This window comes from Pantoea sp. CTOTU46764 (genome assembly GCF_031974595.1).
Taxonomy (GTDB): Bacteria; Pseudomonadota; Gammaproteobacteria; order Enterobacterales; family Enterobacteriaceae; genus Pantoea; species Pantoea trifolii.
Map to the genome: position 1 here is coordinate 13,222 of NZ_DALYOQ010000009.1, position 17,857 is coordinate 31,078.

Annotated in this window: 17 protein-coding genes; 5 read left to right on the forward strand and 12 right to left on the reverse strand. The window is 55.0% G+C overall.

From position 1 onward, the window contains the following. Nucleotides 1-13 precede the first annotated feature (13 nt). The 6 genes from RTM06_RS05285 to RTM06_RS05310 form a co-directional block, all read right to left on the reverse strand. A complete protein-coding gene (locus RTM06_RS05285) occupies nucleotides 14-1,300 on the reverse strand; it encodes an MFS transporter (protein WP_293792219.1) in 1,287 nt (428 codons plus the stop codon). Nucleotides 1,301-1,348: 48 nt separating this feature from the next. Next, nucleotides 1,349-2,551, reverse strand: a complete 1,203-nt coding sequence (rhmD, locus tag RTM06_RS05290; RefSeq protein WP_008108157.1) for an L-rhamnonate dehydratase — start codon at nucleotides 2,549-2,551, stop codon at nucleotides 1,349-1,351. Between the two features lie 13 nt (nucleotides 2,552-2,564). Next, a complete protein-coding gene (locus tag RTM06_RS05295) occupies nucleotides 2,565-3,347 on the reverse strand; it encodes an IclR family transcriptional regulator (RefSeq protein ID WP_256697720.1) in 783 nt (260 codons plus the stop codon). 176 nt (nucleotides 3,348-3,523) lie between these two features. Further along, nucleotides 3,524-3,907, reverse strand: a complete 384-nt coding sequence (locus tag RTM06_RS05300) for a DUF1640 domain-containing protein (protein WP_312180465.1) — start codon at nucleotides 3,905-3,907, stop codon at nucleotides 3,524-3,526. A 266-nt stretch (nucleotides 3,908-4,173) separates the two neighbouring features. Beyond that, complete coding sequence (locus tag RTM06_RS05305) at nucleotides 4,174-4,521, reverse strand: hypothetical protein (RefSeq protein ID WP_256697724.1); 348 nt, start codon at nucleotides 4,519-4,521, stop codon at nucleotides 4,174-4,176. Nucleotides 4,522-4,571: 50 nt separating this feature from the next. After that, complete coding sequence (locus tag RTM06_RS05310; RefSeq protein ID WP_312180467.1) at nucleotides 4,572-5,756, reverse strand: NAD(P)/FAD-dependent oxidoreductase; 1,185 nt, start codon at nucleotides 5,754-5,756, stop codon at nucleotides 4,572-4,574. A gap of 242 nt (nucleotides 5,757-5,998) precedes the next feature. Between RTM06_RS05310 and pitA the strand changes: the two genes are divergently transcribed. Then, nucleotides 5,999-7,498, forward strand: a complete 1,500-nt coding sequence (gene pitA, locus RTM06_RS05315; RefSeq protein ID WP_312180577.1) for an inorganic phosphate transporter PitA — start codon at nucleotides 5,999-6,001, stop codon at nucleotides 7,496-7,498. Between the two features lie 44 nt (nucleotides 7,499-7,542). Here the strand turns inward: pitA and uspB are convergent, their stop codons facing one another. Further along, nucleotides 7,543-7,878 (reverse strand): universal stress protein UspB, encoded by a 336-nt coding sequence (uspB, locus tag RTM06_RS05320; RefSeq protein WP_256697726.1) that lies wholly within the window; start codon nucleotides 7,876-7,878, stop codon nucleotides 7,543-7,545. Nucleotides 7,879-8,296: 418 nt separating this feature from the next. Here uspB and uspA point away from each other — a divergent pair, with 418 nt between their 5' ends. Next, entirely contained in the window at nucleotides 8,297-8,734 is a 438-nt protein-coding gene (gene uspA / locus RTM06_RS05325) for a universal stress protein UspA (RefSeq protein ID WP_007889892.1), read from the forward strand. 45 nt (nucleotides 8,735-8,779) lie between these two features. Here uspA and rsmJ read toward each other — a convergent pair whose 3' ends face one another. The 4 genes from rsmJ to RTM06_RS05345 form a co-directional block, all read right to left on the reverse strand. Further along, nucleotides 8,780-9,529, reverse strand: coding sequence for a 16S rRNA (guanine(1516)-N(2))-methyltransferase RsmJ (rsmJ, locus tag RTM06_RS05330; protein WP_312180471.1), 750 nt, complete (start codon nucleotides 9,527-9,529; stop codon nucleotides 8,780-8,782). An 8-nt stretch (nucleotides 9,530-9,537) separates the two neighbouring features. Then, nucleotides 9,538-11,580 carry an oligopeptidase A gene (prlC, locus tag RTM06_RS05335; RefSeq protein ID WP_110867662.1) on the reverse strand — a complete coding sequence of 681 codons (2,043 nt, stop codon included), beginning with the start codon at nucleotides 11,578-11,580 and terminating at the stop codon, nucleotides 9,538-9,540. Between the two features lie 140 nt (nucleotides 11,581-11,720). After that, nucleotides 11,721-12,695 carry an FKBP-type peptidyl-prolyl cis-trans isomerase N-terminal domain-containing protein gene (locus RTM06_RS05340; protein WP_312180475.1) on the reverse strand — a complete coding sequence of 325 codons (975 nt, stop codon included), beginning with the start codon at nucleotides 12,693-12,695 and terminating at the stop codon, nucleotides 11,721-11,723. Nucleotides 12,696-12,822: 127 nt separating this feature from the next. After that, complete coding sequence (locus RTM06_RS05345; RefSeq protein ID WP_312180476.1) at nucleotides 12,823-13,272, reverse strand: hypothetical protein; 450 nt, start codon at nucleotides 13,270-13,272, stop codon at nucleotides 12,823-12,825. Between the two features lie 330 nt (nucleotides 13,273-13,602). On the opposite strand from RTM06_RS05345, the gene RTM06_RS05350 reads away from it, so the two are divergent. Together RTM06_RS05350 and RTM06_RS05355 are read left to right on the forward strand one after the other, a co-directional pair. Continuing rightward, entirely contained in the window at nucleotides 13,603-14,445 is an 843-nt protein-coding gene (locus tag RTM06_RS05350) for a 23S rRNA (adenine(2030)-N(6))-methyltransferase RlmJ (RefSeq protein ID WP_007889903.1), read from the forward strand. Between the two features lie 39 nt (nucleotides 14,446-14,484). Continuing rightward, entirely contained in the window at nucleotides 14,485-15,297 is an 813-nt protein-coding gene (locus tag RTM06_RS05355; RefSeq protein ID WP_312180477.1) for a CPBP family intramembrane glutamic endopeptidase, read from the forward strand. Here RTM06_RS05355 and rnz read toward each other — a convergent pair. Further along, nucleotides 15,294-16,205 carry a ribonuclease Z gene (rnz, locus tag RTM06_RS05360; protein ID WP_256697732.1) on the reverse strand — a complete coding sequence of 304 codons (912 nt, stop codon included), beginning with the start codon at nucleotides 16,203-16,205 and terminating at the stop codon, nucleotides 15,294-15,296. The two genes, RTM06_RS05355 and rnz, sit on opposite strands and share 4 nt — an antisense overlap. Before the next feature lie 126 nt (nucleotides 16,206-16,331). Between rnz and gorA the strand changes: the two genes are divergently transcribed. Continuing rightward, complete coding sequence (gorA, locus tag RTM06_RS05365; RefSeq protein ID WP_312180479.1) at nucleotides 16,332-17,684, forward strand: glutathione-disulfide reductase; 1,353 nt, start codon at nucleotides 16,332-16,334, stop codon at nucleotides 17,682-17,684. Nucleotides 17,685-17,857: the final 173 nt, after the last annotated feature.

Genomic DNA, 17,857 nt, shown 5'->3' on the forward strand with positions numbered 1-17,857 from the left:
AGCTTCTCCTTACTCAATGACTTGCCTGCTGAGAGTGCGGCAACTGACGCTCCACTTTCAGGCTGAGGATAATGAGTGAACCGATGGCGGCAATCAGCGCCAGCGCCAGCAATCCGGCGGCGCTGCTGTTAAATTGCATCTCGGCATTTACGCGAATCAACGGCGCGAGGAAACCTCCAACGGCGCCAAACAAGTTAACGAAGCCGATGCCTGCCGCCAGCGCGGTACCAGAAAGCAGCTGCGTCGGCATGGTCCAGAACACCGGCTGCACGGCAATAAAGCCCACCGCCGCAACGCTAAGCGCAATGATGGCCAACAGCGGCGAAACCAATCCGGACAAGCCAATCCCGACAGCCGCCGCCAGCAACGTAAACGCCGCCACCCGGCGACGCTCGCCGCTGCGGTCGGAGTAGCGTGGAATCAGCCAGGTGCCAAACAGCGCGGCAACCCACGGAATCGCCGCCACCAGCGAGGCGAGGAAACCGACTTTGGTGCCCAACAGCGCCGCCACTTGCGATGGCAGGAAGAAGATCAGTCCATATACCGCAATCTGGATGGTCATGTAGATGATGGCGAGTTGCCAGACGCGACCATTGCGCAGCGCATCACGCAGATGTGACGTCGGCTTTTGCTGCTCTTCGCTCTCCAGCTGACGTTGCAGCGCCTGTTTCTCCTCGGCGCTGAGAAAACGCGCTGTTGCCGGCGTATCGTCGATATAGCTGAAGGTGAAAACACCGGCCGCTACCGCCAGCAATCCTTCAATGATAAACATCCAGAACCAGCCGGGATGGCCCAGCACGCCGTGCATTTCCAGCAGTGCGCCAGAAAGCGGTGAACCCAGCGTCAACGCCAGCGGCGCGCCCATATAAAACAGCCCCATAACGCTGGCGCGCTGCTGCTGCGGGAACCACAGCGAGGTGAGATAAATCATGCCGGGAAAGAAACCCGCCTCAGCAGCGCCGAGCAAGGTGCGCACCAGCAGGAATTTGGCTTCGGTATCTGCAAATGCCATCGCCGCAGAAAGAAATCCCCACAGCAGCGTGGTGCCGCCAATCCAGCTGCGTGCACCGAATCGCTTCATTAACAAATTAGCCGGTACGCCAAGTAGCGCGTACACCACAAAGAAGATTCCGGCACCTAACGCGTAAGCTTCATTACTCAGGCCGGTATCCAGTTGATACGCCTCTTTGGCAAAACCGATGTTGGCGCGATCCAGAAACGCCAGCACGTAGAGCATCAACATGAAAGGAATAAGACGTGCGCGGTTCTTTTTAACCGCGCTTAACACCAGATTATCCATGGTAAAACCCTCACGCACGGCTGCGACGCGTCGCCGCAGCCGCTGCGATTAGTGTTGATAAGGACGCTTCAGTCCATCGCGATTCAGTTCCACGCCGAAGCCCGGTTTATCCAGTACCGATTTGTGCATACGACCGTTAACCGGCACCGGTTCGTTGATCAGTAGCGGATCAAACTGTGGACGCAGCGTGCTGCAATCCGGGCTGGTCATCAGGAATTCACTGAAAGGGCTGTTGGTGAAGGTGATCACAGCATGATGCGAGTAAACCGAAGAGCCATGCGGCACCACCAGCTGGCCGCGTGATTTCGCAAGCGCCGCTACCTCAACCAGCGTTGTCAGGCCGCCGCACCAACCCACATCCGGCTGCAGAATATCGATGCCGGTTTCTGCCAGCGTGCGGAACGATTGCAGCGTGCCGTGATGTTCGCCGCTGGTGATTAACATGCCCTGCGGCGCTTGCTGTTTCAGCTGTGCGTAACCTTCGAACTGTTGCGGCGGCAAACACTCTTCCAGCCACTTGACGTTATAAGGTGCGCAGGCGTGCGCCAGTTTGGTGGCGAAATTGACGTCCTGACTCATCCAGCAATCGAGCATCAGCCAGAAATCCGGGCCGCAGGTTTCGCGATAGTGAGCGATGCGTGCCACCTCTTTACGGATGCCTTCATCGCCATCATGCGGTCCCCACTGCACCGCCATTTTGCCGCCGATAAAGCCCATCTTCTGCGCCAGATCCGGACGCGCGCCGGTGGCATAGAACTGCAGTTCATCGCGCACCGCGCCGCCCAGCAGTTTGTAGACCGGCAGATCGGTGACTTTGCCAAACAGATCCCACAGCGCCAAATCGACACATGAAATGGTGTTCATCACCAACCCACCCGATCCGGCGTAGTACATGGTGGCGTTCATCATCTGGTCGTGAATCAGTTTGATGTCGCTGACGCAGCGCCCTTCGAGGAAACGATTGAGATGCTTTTCCACGATGAAACAGCCCATTTCGCCACCGGTAGTAATGGCGAAACCGGTTTGACCGTTATCGGCTTCAACTTCCACAATCAGCGTGCCTAACACATTGATGCCAAAGGATTGACGTGACTGTTCATACTGTTTGTATTTGCTCATCGGCGTGGCGACGTGGTCGTCAATCCAGTGATTGGCACCTTGATCGTGATAATCGCCGCCAGCCGCCGCTTTATCAGCGGTAGCGCCACCGGCAAAGTAGGCGCGGACAGTTTTAATTTTAGGTAGGGACATGCTCTTCTCCTGGTTACGAGGCGTGTTTTTCCGCCGGGCTACGCCAGCCCAGCAGACGGGAAATATCGCGGGCGCAGGCAATCACCTGACCAGCAAGGTAATCGCGTTTGTCGTCGTCTATCTCGAGTCGGGTACCCACCAGAGAAATGGCAGCGACTAACTGCTGGCGGGCATTGAAAATCGGCGCGGCAACGCAGCGCACATCGGGATAATCTTCGCCGTTATCAAAGCTCCAGCCCTGACGGCGAATGCGTGCCAGCTCAGTGCGCAGCGCGTCGGCGTTGCGCAGCGAGGTTGGCGTCACCGCCACAAAGCGCAGGCCGCTGATGATGCGTTCCTGTTCTTCAGGTTGCTGCCAGGCCAGCAGACACTTGCCAATGCCCGAGCGATAGAGCGACAGGCTTTTCCCTTCGTGCGAGCGCACGCTGATGGTGGCGGCAGATTCGAGCTTAAGGATGTAGCAGGCATGACCACCATCGAGGATGCCGAGGTGGCACAACAGATTGGTGTGCTGCATTAAGCGCGTCAGACGTGGACGCGCGATATCGCGGATATCCATGTGCTGCAACGCGTGACCGGCAAATTCCACCAGCCGCGTCCACAAGCAGTAGTTGTTGTTGCGATCAATGGTGATCAGACGCTGTTTTTTCAGTTCAGCGAACAGCAGATAGGCGCTGCTTTTGGGAAGCGCCAGCGTTTCAATGATCTCGGCGGCACTACACGGTCCGTGCTGGGCAATAAAGTCGAGAATCGCAATGGCGCGCGTCAGCGCAGGGACAGGCGTAATTTCCAACATGCTGGACTCCAGTCTGATGATCTGGAGCGCAGTGTTGTGGTTTTAACCCTTGAGAAGTGTGCGCAGCTTCAAATTACGTGGCGCACAGTGCGTCTGGCGGCTACGCGTGTGCGGGAATGTGAATCGCGCCGCGCTGCAAGTACAGCCGACTGTACTCGCAGCGCAGAATCAGGAATTTAAGAGAAAATGTATTTGATGGCTGCAATCACCATCGTAGTGGTCATCACCATTAACAAACGCTTTATCCAGCGCATATCGGTTTTCAGCGCGGCAACATCCGCTTTGAGTTGTTTGACGTCAGCTTTTAGTTCGTCAATGTCCTTAATCGCGCCACTTAAGCGAAAATCGAGATCTTTAATAGCACCAGTAAGTCGAACATCCAGTTCTTTAATACTCCCTGTAATGCCTTCTCCGGCCTTCATCAAATCGGCACGAGATAACGCATTGTCCTGCTGCATTTCGGTAAAGATCTCGACCATGGCTTCGGCTTGCTGATTGCTGACGCCGGCCAGCTGCAGTGCTTTAAAAGCTTTGTGTGTATTCATCATCGCGAGTGTCATCCGTGAAGCTCTTGAGTTGAGGTGAGGCATAAGCCGACATCTTCCTCAGCGAGCGATTGTTGCGCCATGTAAGTGTTGATATTTTGCGCGGCATTGCGAAAAATATCAATTAGTACAACAAGTAACGTTCAGACGGATGCGGGCATCTCGCAAAATTGACGTCAGGATCTGCCGCGAAAAGTTTTGCGATATTGCAGCGGGGAGGTGTTGAGTTGCTTCTTGAAATGGCAGCAAAGCTGTAGAGGCTTACGCTGCCAGTGCAATGATCACTGAACCGGCTGGCCCGGTAGCAATTTCTCAGACATCAACCGGCGGCAGGATAAACTTTCCTGCCGCGCTTGCTGCTGCTGTTGCGGCGACAAATCCTGCCAAACCGTTTGCAGATGCTCTGCCAGGCCTTGCTGGAAATGCACCTTCTGCAATGCGTAATCGGAATTACTGCCTTCAATAATCTGCTGCATATCTTGCGGAGCATTGCCGCGCCCATCGTGAGTCAGCGTACAGAACATGGCGATGTAATAACCTTTATCCTCATCGCTGTAGTGCGGCATCAGCCACCAAACCACAGCACTGATGACGATCAGCAAAGGCACAATGTATTTGAGTTTTAACATGAATAGGTTTATCCGCTGAAGAGTGAAGCGCGCCATGATAGCGACGTGAATTAAAGTGCCTGCGCGCACGCCCAGGCCGAGCTCCATGCCCACTGGAAGTTGTAACCGCCCAGCCAGCCGGTAACGTCCACCACTTCGCCGATAAAGAATAAGCCAGGCACATCGCGCGCTTCCATGGTTTTTGATGACAGCTGGGTGGTGTCAACGCCGCCCAGCGTCACTTCGGCGGTGCGATAACCTTCAGTGCCGTTCGGCTGCACGCGCCACTGATGCAGCATATTAACCAGCTCGCCCTGCTGCTTGCTGTTCAGCTGCTTCAGCGTGACGTCAGGAATCTGCTTCAGCTCCTGCAGCACCTCAACCAAACGTTTTGGCAGAATTTTCGCCAGGCTGTTTTTCAGGCTGAGGTTGGGATGCGCTTCGCGCTGCACATGAATGAAATCATCCAGCGAAGTGGCGGGTGATAAATCAATGGTGACGAATTCGCCCGGCTGCCAGTAGCTGGAGATTTGCAGCACCGCAGGGCCCGATAAGCCGCGATGGGTAAACAGCATCGCCTCTTTAAATAAGGTGCCATCCTGCGCGGTGATGGTGGTGGGCAGCGCGACGCCCGACAGCGTGTTGAGCTGTTCCAGCAGCGGTTTATGCAGCGTGAACGGCACCAATGCCGCGCGCGTCGGGAACACTTTCAGGCCGAACTGCTCCGCCACTTTGTAGCCAAACGGCGTGGCGCCGAGGCCCGGCATCGAGAGCCCGCCGCTGGCGATCACCAGTTTTTCGGCCTGCACCAAAGTACCGTTCAGCTGTAAGGTATAGCCGCTGTCGTCGCGCTCGACGCTCAGCACTTCACTGCGCAGTCGCAGCGTCACTTGCCCGGCATCACACTCTTTCAGTAGCAAATCGACAATCTGCTGCGCGGAGTCATCGCAGAATAATTGTCCCAGCGTTTTCTCGTGATACGCAATGCCGTGACGATTGACCAGATCGATGAAATCCCACTGGTTGTAACGCGCCAGCGCCGATTTACAGAAATGCGGGTTGTGCGACAGGTACGCAGCGGGCTCGGTATGCATGTTGGTGAAGTTGCAGCGACCGCCACCCGACATCAATATCTTGCGACCGGCTTTTTTGCCGTTATCCAGCAGCAATACGCGACGACCCAATTGTCCCGCCTGCGCCGCGCAGAACATGCCGGCTGCGCCTGCCCCAATAATGATAACGTCAAACTTTTCCACTGCTTTTATCCGCCTTGCCTGAAAGGCGCTGATTGTAGGGATTTGCGGCTTTTAGCGCCAGCTTCAAAAAAATGCCGTAAATGTGTCATAATGTAACTCACTAATTTTTAGCCGTTTTCAGCTAAATCTATACGCTGCATTACAATTTTAAGATAATAAAGAGCTATATTTTTCTTTCATATCGCGCACGTTGTCGCAGATAATGCGCCGCGTTCATGTCCTCCCAAAATGGCGTAACGTTTATGCTACATCTGTTTGCTGGTCTCGACCTCAGTACTAGCCTGTTATTGGTTCTTGCCCTGCTGTTTGTATTGTTTTACGAAGCAATCAACGGTTTTCACGACACTGCTAACGCGGTCGCGACTGTCATTTATACCCGTGCGATGCGGGCGCAACTGGCGGTTGTCATGGCGGGTGTTTTCAACTTCTTAGGTGTTTTGCTTGGTGGATTGAGCGTGGCGTACGCCATCGTTCACATGCTTCCGACCGATTTACTGTTGAATGTCGGTTCGGCCCACGGCCTGGCTATGGTCTTCTCCATGCTGCTGGCCGCGATTATCTGGAACCTCGGCACCTGGTATTTGGGTTTGCCCGCCTCCAGTTCTCACACATTGATTGGCGCTATCATCGGTATTGGTCTCACCAACGCCCTGATGACCGGCACCTCGGTGGTTGACGCGCTCAACCTGCCGAAAGTCATCAATATCTTCATGTCCCTGATTCTTTCACCGATTGTAGGTCTGGTGATTGCAGGCGGTCTGATCTTTATCCTGCGTCGCTACTGGAGCGGAACCACCAAACGTTCACGCATCCATATGACGCCTGCTGACCGTGAAAAGATTGATGGCAAGAAAAAGCCTCCGTTCTGGACGCGCATTGCCCTGATCGTTTCCGCGATTGGCGTGAGCTACTCACACGGCGCTAACGATGGTCAGAAAGGCATTGGCTTGATTATGCTGGTGCTGATCGGCGTCGCGCCGGCGGGATTTGTGGTGAACCTGAATGCATCAGGTTATGACATCACCCGCACCCGCGATGCCGTCAATCATCTGGAGCAGTATTATCAGCAGCACAACGAGTCGCTGACGCACATGATGCAGCTGGCGCCGCCTGTGGTGCCAACGCCGGATGAATCGCTTGGCGGTCCGCAGGAGTTCCATTGCGACAGCAGCCGTGCGCTGCAGGCTATTGATCGTGCGCAGCTGCTGCTTAACAACCTGCAGAGCTATGATCAGCTGACGGTTGATCAACGCAGCCAGATGCGTCGTCTGCTGCTGTGCGTTTCCGATACCGTGGATAAAGTGGCCAAGCTGCCGGAAACCAGCGCGGAAGATAAGCGCTTCCTCAACAAGCTGAAAAGCGATTTGCTGGGCACCGTTGAGTACGCACCGATCTGGATTATTGTGGCTGTGGCGCTGGCGCTCGGCATCGGTACCATGATTGGCTGGCGTCGTGTTGCCACCACCATTGGTGAGAAAATCGGTAAGAAAGGCATGACGTATGCGCAAGGGATGTCGGCGCAGGTAACGGCTGCCGTATCTATTGGCGTGGCCAGTTACACCGGTATGCCCGTTTCTACCACGCACATTCTGTCGTCGTCGGTGGCCGGTACTATGCTGGTCGATGGCGGTGGATTGCAGAGTCGCACCATCAAAAATATCGCTATGGCGTGGGTGTTCACCTTGCCGGTATGTATTTTGCTGTCGGGTTCGCTCTACTGGATTGCACTGAAACTGATCTAAGCAAAGCGCAGAAATATTCGAGGGCGACGCGATGTCGCCCTTTTTTATTGCCAGATCGCCATCGCAATCAAACTCACCACCACCAAAAAACAGAGCCCGCTGGTCAGCACAAACTGTCCGCGCACGCGCTCACAGCGGCGAATGAACTCGTCGTCATGATGATCGTGATAGCGCCTCTCCCAGATATAGCGCACCAGCCGCACCTGCTTACTTGGCTGCCCGTGCGACGTGAAGAAACCCGCGCCATCCACATATTGATATAACAGCGGATCGCAACCGCGCAAAACGGCCAAAAGTGAGCGCAAAGAAGAGAAATAGCGCGCCATATTCACCAGACAAACCACACACAGAGCCCAAAAAAGCGCGATAGTGCTGATCATGTTCCCCTCCCGGCTGGAGCCGCAACGACGTCGAACGCAGCGGGGAATTGCTGTAGACGCCGCACGGGAAATAAACCAGCCACTGAATGATGTCGATTGCATTGTTGTTATGCGAACCTGAGTGCGCGACTCATACGGCAGTGGCACTTATTTTCAGTGTAGGAGATCTGTTGAATTTTTTTCCAGCGATGATTTTCGTTCAGGGCGAGTGAAAAAGCCGATAACGCTTGATCTCCCTCACAAGCGAACTTGCGCTTGCAGCATTTGTTAACAACTCTGGCTATACTCAGGACATAACAAAAACCGCCTGCAAGGCTGAAATAGTTGGTTGGTGGCGCTTCATCGCCGTCTCGCGCAAAGGAATCGCCGACCGTGAAAGCAGGAAGATTGCCCCGAATCTTGAGAAAGGAGTTTTATCATGGCTTATAAACACATCCTGATTGCAGTAGACCTTTCCCCGGAAAGCCAGTTGCTGGTTGATAAAGCCGTTTCGCTGGCCCGTCCTTATGATGCAAAAATCTCGCTGATCCACGTTGATGTGAACTATTCAGACCTGTATACCGGGTTGATTGACGTCAATCTGGGTGACATGCAGAAGCGTATTTCTGAAGAGACGCACACCGCGCTGAAAGAGCTGTCCATCAACGCCGGTTATCCGATCAGTGAAACCCTGAGCGGCAGCGGCGATCTTGGCCAGGTGCTGGTGGATGCAATTAAGAAATATGATGTGGATTTGGTGGTGTGTGGTCACCATCAGGACTTCTGGAGCAAGCTGATGTCATCGGCGCGCCAGTTGATTAACACCGTGCATATCGACATGTTAATTGTTCCGCTGCGCGACGAAGACGAAGAGTAACCGTAGGGTCGCCATTCATGGCGACCCTCCTCAAAACCACTCGCTCTACCTCAGCGGCGGATAAATATCAAAACGATGGCTTTTGGTCACCACTGCATCCTGCGTCACCACGCCCGCTAACGGCGGCGCATAATCCGGACGCTTCACCACAATGCGCTTTTTCGCCAGCCGACGCGCCGGTTCCAGCAACGCATCCGCATCGCCATCCGCACCGACCAAAGACTGAAACACGCGCATCTCTTTCTTCACCATCGCGCTTTTCTGGCGATGTGGATACATCGGATCGAGATAAACCACATCCGGCGCTGGCGTGATATCGCTCAGCGCTTGCTGGCTAACGGCGTGCAGCAAAGTAAGCCGATCGCGCAGCCAGCCGCCAATCTCCGCATCCTGATAACCGCGACGCAAACCATCGTCCAGCAAGGCCGCGACCACCGGATGACGTTCCAGCATGCGCACGCGACAGCCCAGCGCCGCCAGCACAAACGCATCGCGCCCCAAACCGGCCGTCGCATCAACCACATCTGGCAGATAACCGCTTTTGATGCCGACCGCTTTCGCCACCGCTTCGCCGCGACCGCCGCCAAACTTGCGCCGATGCGCCATCGCGCCCGAAACGAAATCCACGAAGATGCCGCCGAGTTTCGGCTCATCCCGCTTACGCAGCTCAAGGTGCTCGGCGGTTAACACCAGCGCCATCGTTGCCTGATCGTCCTGCTGCAAACCCCAGCGCTCGGCTAAATGTAATAAGGCGCCGTCTCCGGCGCCTGTTTCATCAATTAAACCAATTTTCACAAGCCGGCTTATCCCTGAATTCCGTAGTGTTCCAGCATTGCATCGAGCTGCGGCTCACGGCCACGGAAGCGTTTGAACAGCTCCATTGGCTCTTCGGAACCGCCACGCGTCAGGATGTTATCGAGGAACGACTGACCGGTCTGACGGTTGAAAATGCCCTCTTCTTCGAAACGCGAATAGGCATCGGCAGCCAGCACGTCGGCCCACAGATAGCTGTAATAACCGGCCGCATAACCACCAGCAAATACATGGCTGAAAGCGTGCGGGAAACGGCCCCATTCCGGGCTTGGCACCACGGCAACCTGCTTCTTCACTTCACGCAGGGTTTCGAGGATGCGTGCGCCTTGCGCAGGATCGAACTCGGTATGCAGACGGAAATCGAACAGGCCGAACTCCAGTTGACGCAGGATAAACAGCGCCGCCTGATAGTTTTTCGCCGCCAGCATTTTATCCAGCAGTTCTTTCGGCAACGGCTCGCCGGTTTCGTAGTGGCCGGAGATAAACGCCAGCGCTTCCGGCTCCCAGCACCAGTTTTCCATAAACTGGCTTGGCAGCTCGACGGCATCCCACGGCACACCGCTGATACCGGATACGCCCGGAGTTTCGATGCGCGTCAGCATATGATGCAGACCATGACCGAATTCATGGAACAGCGTGATCACTTCATCGTGCGTGAACAGTGCCGGTTTGCCCTGCAGCGGACGGTTAAAGTTACAGGTGAGATAGGCCACCGGCTTTTGCAGGCTGCCGTCGGCTTTACGCATCTGGCCGACGCAATCGTCCATCCACGCGCCGCCACGCTTGTGTTCGCGCGCATAGAGATCGAGATAGAAGCTGCCGCGCAGTTCACCACTTTCGTCGAACAGGTCGAAGAAGCGCACGTCTGGATGGTAAACATCGACGTCTTTGCGCTCTTTGGCGGTGATGCCGTAAATGCGTTTAACCACCTCGAACAAGCCGCTCACCGCGCGCGCTTCCGGGAAGTACGGACGCAACTGCTCATCGCTGATGGTGTAGAGATGCTGTTTCTGTTTCTCGCCGTAATAGGTGAGATCCCACGGATTCATCTCGTCGACGCCGTACTCTTTCTTCGCGAAGGCGCGCAGCTGAGCCAGCTCTTTTTCGCCTTGTGGACGAGCGCGTTTCGCCAGATCGGTCAGGAAGTCGATCACCTGCGCCGGATTTTCCGCCATTTTGGTCGCCAGCGATTTGTCAGCGTAAGAGTCGAAGCCCAGCAGCTGCGCGAGTTCATGGCGCAGCGCCAGCTCTTCCGCCATCACCGGACCGTTGTCCCATTTGCCCGCATTCGGGCCCTGTTCGGAAGCACGCGTTGAATACGCGCGATACAGCTCTTCACGCAGTGCGGCGTTGTCGCAATACGTCATGACCGGCAGATAGCTTGGGATATCCAGCGTCAGCAGCCAGCCTTGTTGCTCTTTGGCTTCGGCCTGTGCTTTGGCGGCGGCCAGCGCACTTTCAGGCATGCCCGCCAGTTCCGCTTCATCGGTTACCAGCTTGCTCCAGCCCATGGTGGCGTCGAGCACGTTGTTGCTGTAGGTCGAACCCAGTTCAGAAAGACGCGCCGCGATTTCGCCGTAGCGCTTCTGCTTCTCTTTATCGAGGCCGATACCGGACAGCTCAAAATCACGCAGGCTGTTATCCACCGCTTTCTTCTGCGCGGTATCCAGCGCCGCGTAGCTATCGCCCTCTTTCAGGTTGCGATACGCCTGGTACAAACCTTCATTCTGGCCAACCCAGGTACTGTATTCGGACAGCAACGGCAGCGTTTGCTCGTAGGCTTCACGCAGCTCCGGGCTGTTTTTCACCGAGTTCAAATGACTGACCGGCGAGAACAGGCGACCTAAGCGATCGTCGACTTCAGCCAGCGGCTGCACCAGATTTTCCCAGGTATAAGGCGCGCCTTGTGCCACAACGCGTTCCACCGCTGCGCGGCAGTCATTTAGCGCTTCGGTAACCGCAGGCACCACATGTTCAGGTTTGATGGCAGAAAACGGAGGCAGCGAAAAAGGCGTGAGTAACGGATTGGTCATAAGCGCAGTCCTTTCATGATGAAGTAGTGGCGCGAACTTTCGCGCGACGCATTTTACTAACATGCGGCTTGATGGCATGAAAATCAATGCCACTAAGCCTGGACCAACGAAGAAAAGCCCGCCAGAAGGCGGGCTGAAGATTATTTAATCGCGAGTTGGTAGTGAATCACATCGTAAGGCGCCACCCACGGCGGCAACGGCTCGCGCTCGAAGATATCTTTCGCCAGCGCCCAGCCTTCCACAGCGCCACCGGTTCCCGTTAAAGACATCCCTTCATACAGTAAAGGAGGCAGCGTGTTATCAAACGGAACTTTGTCATCAGCAAAATCGTTGATCACCTTGCCATTCAACGTACTGACTTTCACACTCACCTGCACTTGCTGTTCAGGGATCAGCTTTGCATTAACTGATTTAACCGTAAACCAGTGCACGCCATTCTGCGTTAACAGGCTTTTGCGCTTATCGAGTTGCTTGTTCAACCGCGCGTAGCCTTTCTCGATCAGCGAGCCCATATTTTTATTGATGGCTTCCTGCATTGCCGCATATCGACGCGACATCTCTTCACTGTTCATAACCGAAGTGCCGGTTTGCAGTTGTGTGCTAAATCCCGCAATGAGCTGTTCAAGACTGATGGTGAGGCCGGTATCTTTCACCATCTGCAGTTGTACCACCGCGTTGCTGGCGATGGATTGCCCCAACATATAACCATCGCGCTCAGCATCACTTTTGGGATCCGTGAGCGGTGCCGCCGCAACAACGGGCTGCTTTTTCGCTGTTTCAAGCTCTGCGGTGAGTTTATCGTTGCTCGCTTGTAGCCTCTTTTCCTGCTGTTCGTTCTTCAATTGCAGAGCGGCTTTCTGCTTTTCCAGTTCGATAACGCGCGCGCGCAGATGGTTGAGCTGCGTCTGGAGTTCCGGCTGAGCGGCAGGTTTTTGAATTATTTTTGGTGCAACCGGTTTTGGCTGCGGTTTTGGAGTTTGAACTGGTACAGAAGGTAGCGTGCGCGCCGCATCGCCAAAGGCGTGCAGCATTTCCTCTTCCGAGGCCGCAGAGGCCAACGCAGGTAATAATAATGCAGTGCAGAAAAGGACAAACGGCAGATGACGCTGTGTCATCACAATCTCCTGTAACAGCCCTAAGAACACAAAAGGCTTCATCCCTATTATCTAAATAGAGATGAAGCCTATCCACAGCGCGAAATTTCGCGCTGTTACTTAGCGAGTGTGGTTAAAAACGCGTGGTTTAACCGGCCTGGCGAATAATCAGCTGCGACAGACGTGTCTTAATGCGGAAGCACAATTCACGAATCTGGAATTGATAACGCGGCATCACTAAATCGTTAATATCCGCACCAATTGAATCTTTAATTTGCAGATATTTATTGGTCTGCGCACCGATTTTCTGGAATTCGGCTTGATAGCTGGCATAAGAAGCCTGGCTATAAAGGCGCATCGCGTCCAGCTCTTTGCGGCACTGCTGAATATTGCTCGAACGGTCGTCACTGAATGAAGCGGTCGCTGGCTGAGCCGGAGCTGAAGCCACAAATGGCGTACCTTGTTGCTCAGGCGCGTTTTGCGCTGCAGGCTGCTCTTCCGCGATCGGCGGCGTAACCAAGCTATGAGTGGGTTGTTGTTTCGCGCAGCCAGTCAGTACCAATAGGCTTGCCACCGCGACACCAGTCATTTTTTTCATTATTGTCACCAGGAGTTGTTTGAGATGCTTTAAGCAAAAAATTATACGGCTTAACCGAAAAGTTTCCTGCCAGAAACACCTGGCATTTCGCTCGCGACCGTTTCGCTACCGGAAACTAACTTACTTAATCTGTAGTGAAATTTCGAGTATCGCGTTATTACACGGCGAACTTTCCTGAAGCAGGCTTGATCGCAATCGGCTAAAGCGACCCGTTGCTTGCAAACTTAAGCCTCGCGCCAAAACGTCAGCAATTTTTATGCAGCGCGGCTATAATCGCGCCACACACGATGTTTTGACTCCCTTTGATCCAACCGCGGACCCCCTTTCTTTATGCTGAGTTATCGCCACAGTTTTCATGCCGGCAACCATGCCGACGTGCTGAAACACACCGTTGAAAGCCTGATCCTCACCGCCCTGATGGAGAAGGAAAAACCTTTCCTCTATCTGGATACCCACGCCGGTGCCGGACGTTACCTGCTGAGCGGAGAGCACGCCGAGCGTACCGGTGAATATCTGGAAGGCATTGGCCGCATCTGGCAGCAGCCGGATGTGCCGGAGCTGCTCAAGCCGTATCTCTCGGCGGTGCGTAATCTCAATCCGCACGGCACCTTAAAGTATTATCCGGGTTCGCCGTTGATTGCCCGCTTCCTGCTGCGTGAAGAGGACAAAATGGAGCTGACCGAGCTGCACTCCAGCGATTATCCGCTGCTGCGCACCGAGTTCAGCAAAGATTCCCGCGCGCGCGTGGCGCGTGGCGATGGCTACCAGCAGCTGAAAGCCAAGCTGCCGCCGCTGAGCCGTCGCGGCCTGATTCTGATCGATCCGCCGTATGAGATGAAAAGCGATTATCAGGATGTGGTAAAAGGCATTCAGGAAGGTCACAAGCGTTTCGCCACCGGCGTGTTTGCGCTTTGGTATCCGGTGGTGATGCGTCAGCAGATCAAGCATATGGTTAAAGATCTGCAGGCCACCAATATCCGCAACATTCTGCAGATTGAGCTGGCGGTCCGTCCGGACAGCGATCAGCGCGGCATGACGGCCTCCGGCATGATCGTGATTAACCCGCCGTGGAAGCTGAAAGCGCAGATGGAAGAGCTGCTGCCCTGGCTGCATCAGAAATTGGTGCCCGCCGGAACCGGTCACTTCAGCGTCACGCAGATCGTGCCAGAGTAAGTTCGCTGACTACGTCGCCAGCCTATCAGGACAATTATCATGTGGATCATTCTGGCTGGCGCACTTGCTGTGCTGTCGCCCGCTAAACGTTTTTCGGTACTGCTGCTCACGCTCGCCACTATTTTGGGGCTGTTCGAAGATGTGCTGGATTGGCCAGCGATGGTGCTGCTCGGCGCGATTGCCGTCATCGCCTGGATTCGCGTGGAAAATAACGCACGCTGGATTCAGCTGGTGAGTGAAGCCGCGCTGGTTGCCATCGCTATCGGCCTGTTTGTGCACTTTTTCCCCGGTTTCAAAAATCCGCGTCAGGTGGAAGATGTGCAAGCCGGGCCGCTCAGCCTGCCCTTTAGTTTCTCGTATAACTTCGATAAAGCGCTGATTCCATTTGTGTTGCTCATCTGCTTGCCGCAGCTGTTCCGCATCAAATCCGCGCCGCCGCGACGCAAAATCTTGTGGCTGGCGCTGCTGGCGGCGATTCCGCTGCTGCTGTATGTCGCGGTTGAGTTAGGTGGCCTGGCCGTTGAACCACACTGGCCGGAATGGTTAGGCAGTTTTATGCTGGCGAATCTGTTCTTCGTGTCTCTGGCGGAAGAAGCGTTCTTTCGCGGCTATCTGCAACAGCGCCTGCGCCAGAAAGGCGGCCCCGTTGCCGCGCTGTTACTGACTTCGCTGCTGTTTGGCGTGTCGCATTTTCCCGGCGGGCCGCTGCTGATGGTGTTTGCCACCTTCGCCGGGCTGATTTACGGCCTCGCATGGCAGTGGAGCGGACGCCTGTGGGTCGCCACCGGCATCCATTTCCTGTTCAACATGACGCATCTGCTGTTTTTCACCTATCCGGCGCTACAGCACTAAACCTCGAACACCGCGAAATCATGTGCCAGCTCGGTCGCCGCAAACACCGACTGGCACTCCGCCAGCAGTTTCTCCCGATCCTTAGACAAATAGCGCGAGCTGAAATGGGTGGCGATCATGCGCTTCGCCCCCGACTGTTTCGCCACTTCGGCGGCCTGAAGGGTGGTTGAGTGGCCGCGTCCATTGGCTTTATCCTGCAGCGCCGCCTCCAGCGTGGTTTCATGCACCATCACATCGGCATTCGCGGCCAGCTGCAGCGCCACCTCGGTTGGCGCGGTATCACCAAATATCGCCAGCACTTTGCCTTTGGTTGCCGGGCCAAGATAATCCGCGCCGTTGATCTCTCGACCATCTTCCAGCTGGATGCGCTTACCCGCTTTCAAATCCTGGTACCACGGCCCGCGCGGTACGCCTTCAGCCTTCAAACGCGGCGCATCGAGGAAACCTGGTTTATCGTGCTGCTCGATGCGATAGCCATAACACTCAATCACATGATTCATCGGCCAGGCCGTCACGCGCACTTCGCCGTCATCCAGCACCAAACCGGCTTCGATCTCGACAATTTCCAGCGGATAAGAGGTGTACGAGCCACTCAAACTGAGCGCCGTCTCGATAAACTGGCGAATACCTTTTGGTCCGTAAATAGTCATTGGTTCGGGTATACCGGCCATCGAGCGGCTGGTAAGCAAGCCCGGCAGCCCAAAGATGTGGTCGCCGTGCAGATGGGTGATGAAGATTTTCTCCAGCTTGCCCGGCTTTAGCGCAGAACGCATGTATTGATGCTGCGTCGCCTCGCCGCAGTCAAACAGCCAGGTATCGCCGCGTTTCGACAGCGTCAGCGCTATCGCGGTGACGTTACGTTGCAGGCTGGGCGCACCGCCGCCGGTGCCGAGGAATGTCAGTTGCATAATATTCTTCCCTGTAAGCGGAACCTGAATTTGACCCTATCATAAACATAGGCGCAATCTTTGCGCGTCTCGCTATCGTAGCGTTAAACTCTATGCCAATTTTCTTCCAACAGATGGACACAACGGATGACCAGACATTTTGACTACCTCGCTATCGGCGGCGGCAGCGGCGGTATCGCCTCGATTAACCGTGCCGCGATGCATGGCCAGAAGTGCGCGCTGATTGAAGCCAAAGAGCTGGGCGGCACCTGTGTCAACGTCGGCTGCGTACCGAAAAAGGTCATGTGGCATGCGGCGCAAATCGCTGAAGCTATTCATCTTTATGGGCCAGATTATGGCTTCGACACCACGGTAAACCGTTTTGACTGGTCAATTCTGGTGAAAAACCGTAGCGCCTACATCGACCGCATTCACAGCTCGTACGACAACGTGCTGGGTAAAAACAAGGTTGAAGTGATCAAAGGCTTCGCGCGCTTTATCGATGCGAATACCGTGGAAGTGAACGGTGAAACCATTACTGCCGATCATATTCTGATCGCCACCGGCGGACGCCCAAGCCATCCCAACGTGCCGGGCGCGGAATACGGTATCGACTCTGACGGTTTCTTTGAGCTCGATGCCCTGCCAAAACGCGTGGCGGTCGTGGGCGCAGGCTATATCGCGGTGGAACTGGCGGGCGTGGTCAATGCGCTGGGTGCAGAAACGCATCTGTTCGTACGTAAGCATGCGCCGCTGCGCAGTTTCGATCCGCTGATCGTCGATACGTTGGTAGAAGTGATGCAAGCCGAAGGCCCAATGCTGCACACCGAATCGATTCCGAAAGCCGTGATCAAAAACGCCGACGGCAGCCTGACGCTGCAGCTGGAAAGCGGCCACGAGCAAACCGTCGATTGCCTGGTGTGGGCGATTGGCCGTGAACCAGCAACCGACAACCTCAATCTGGCGGCAACCGGCGTGGTGCTGAACGACAAAGGCTACATCAACGTCGATAAATTCCAGAACACCAACGTGAAAGGCATCTACGCGGTGGGCGATAACACCGGCGCGGTGGAACTGACGCCAGTGGCCGTTGCCGCAGGCCGTCGTCTCTCCGAGCGTCTGTTTAACAACAAACCGGACGAGCATCTGGATTACAGCAACGTGCCGACTGTGGTGTTCAGCCATCCGCCAATTGGTACCGTGGGACTGACCGAACCGCAGGCGCGCGAACAGTACGGCGACGACCAGGTGAAAGTGTACAAATCCTCCTTCACCGCGATGTACACCGCCGTTACCCAGCATCGCCAGCCTTGCCGCATGAAGCTGGTGTGCGTTGGCCCGGAAGAAAAGATTGTCGGCATTCACGGTATCGGCAACGGTATGGATGAGATGCTGCAAGGCTTCGCGGTGGCGCTGAAAATGGGCGCGACCAAGAAAGACTTCGATAACACCGTAGCGATTCACCCAACGGCGGCGGAAGAGTTTGTGACGATGCGTTAATATTTCCTGTCGGAAATGAAAAACCAGCCATTTATTCATGGCTGGTTTTTTTATGGCTGTAATTTACATTCCGTTTTCTTCACTACTCAATAATGCATGCACAGGATAAGATTTATTTCTTTGTCGGCGGTCGCCATTAATGCGCACTGAAAATTCAATGGCATTACCAGTTT

What these genes read in the sequence shown, in the direction of transcription:
- RTM06_RS05285 (WP_293792219.1), bottom strand. Translation starts at nt 1,300, where the DNA reads ATGGATAATCTGGTGTTAAGCGCGGTTAAAAAGAACCGCGCACGTCTT.
- rhmD (WP_008108157.1), bottom strand. Translation starts at nt 2,551, where the DNA reads ATGTCCCTACCTAAAATTAAAACTGTCCGCGCCTACTTTGCCGGTGGC.
- RTM06_RS05295 (WP_256697720.1), bottom strand. Translation starts at nt 3,347, where the DNA reads ATGTTGGAAATTACGCCTGTCCCTGCGCTGACGCGCGCCATTGCGATT.
- RTM06_RS05300 (WP_312180465.1), bottom strand. Translation starts at nt 3,907, where the DNA reads ATGACACTCGCGATGATGAATACACACAAAGCTTTTAAAGCACTGCAG.
- RTM06_RS05305 (WP_256697724.1), bottom strand. Translation starts at nt 4,521, where the DNA reads ATGTTAAAACTCAAATACATTGTGCCTTTGCTGATCGTCATCAGTGCT.
- pitA (WP_312180577.1), top strand. Translation starts at nt 5,999, where the DNA reads ATGCTACATCTGTTTGCTGGTCTCGACCTCAGTACTAGCCTGTTATTG.
- uspB (WP_256697726.1), bottom strand. Translation starts at nt 7,878, where the DNA reads ATGATCAGCACTATCGCGCTTTTTTGGGCTCTGTGTGTGGTTTGTCTG.
- uspA (WP_007889892.1), top strand. Translation starts at nt 8,297, where the DNA reads ATGGCTTATAAACACATCCTGATTGCAGTAGACCTTTCCCCGGAAAGC.
- prlC (WP_110867662.1), bottom strand. Translation starts at nt 11,580, where the DNA reads ATGACCAATCCGTTACTCACGCCTTTTTCGCTGCCTCCGTTTTCTGCC.
- RTM06_RS05340 (WP_312180475.1), bottom strand. Translation starts at nt 12,695, where the DNA reads ATGACACAGCGTCATCTGCCGTTTGTCCTTTTCTGCACTGCATTATTA.
- RTM06_RS05345 (WP_312180476.1), bottom strand. Translation starts at nt 13,272, where the DNA reads ATGAAAAAAATGACTGGTGTCGCGGTGGCAAGCCTATTGGTACTGACT.
- RTM06_RS05350 (WP_007889903.1), top strand. Translation starts at nt 13,603, where the DNA reads ATGCTGAGTTATCGCCACAGTTTTCATGCCGGCAACCATGCCGACGTG.
- RTM06_RS05355 (WP_312180477.1), top strand. Translation starts at nt 14,485, where the DNA reads ATGTGGATCATTCTGGCTGGCGCACTTGCTGTGCTGTCGCCCGCTAAA.
- rnz (WP_256697732.1), bottom strand. Translation starts at nt 16,205, where the DNA reads ATGCAACTGACATTCCTCGGCACCGGCGGCGGTGCGCCCAGCCTGCAA.
- gorA (WP_312180479.1), top strand. Translation starts at nt 16,332, where the DNA reads ATGACCAGACATTTTGACTACCTCGCTATCGGCGGCGGCAGCGGCGGT.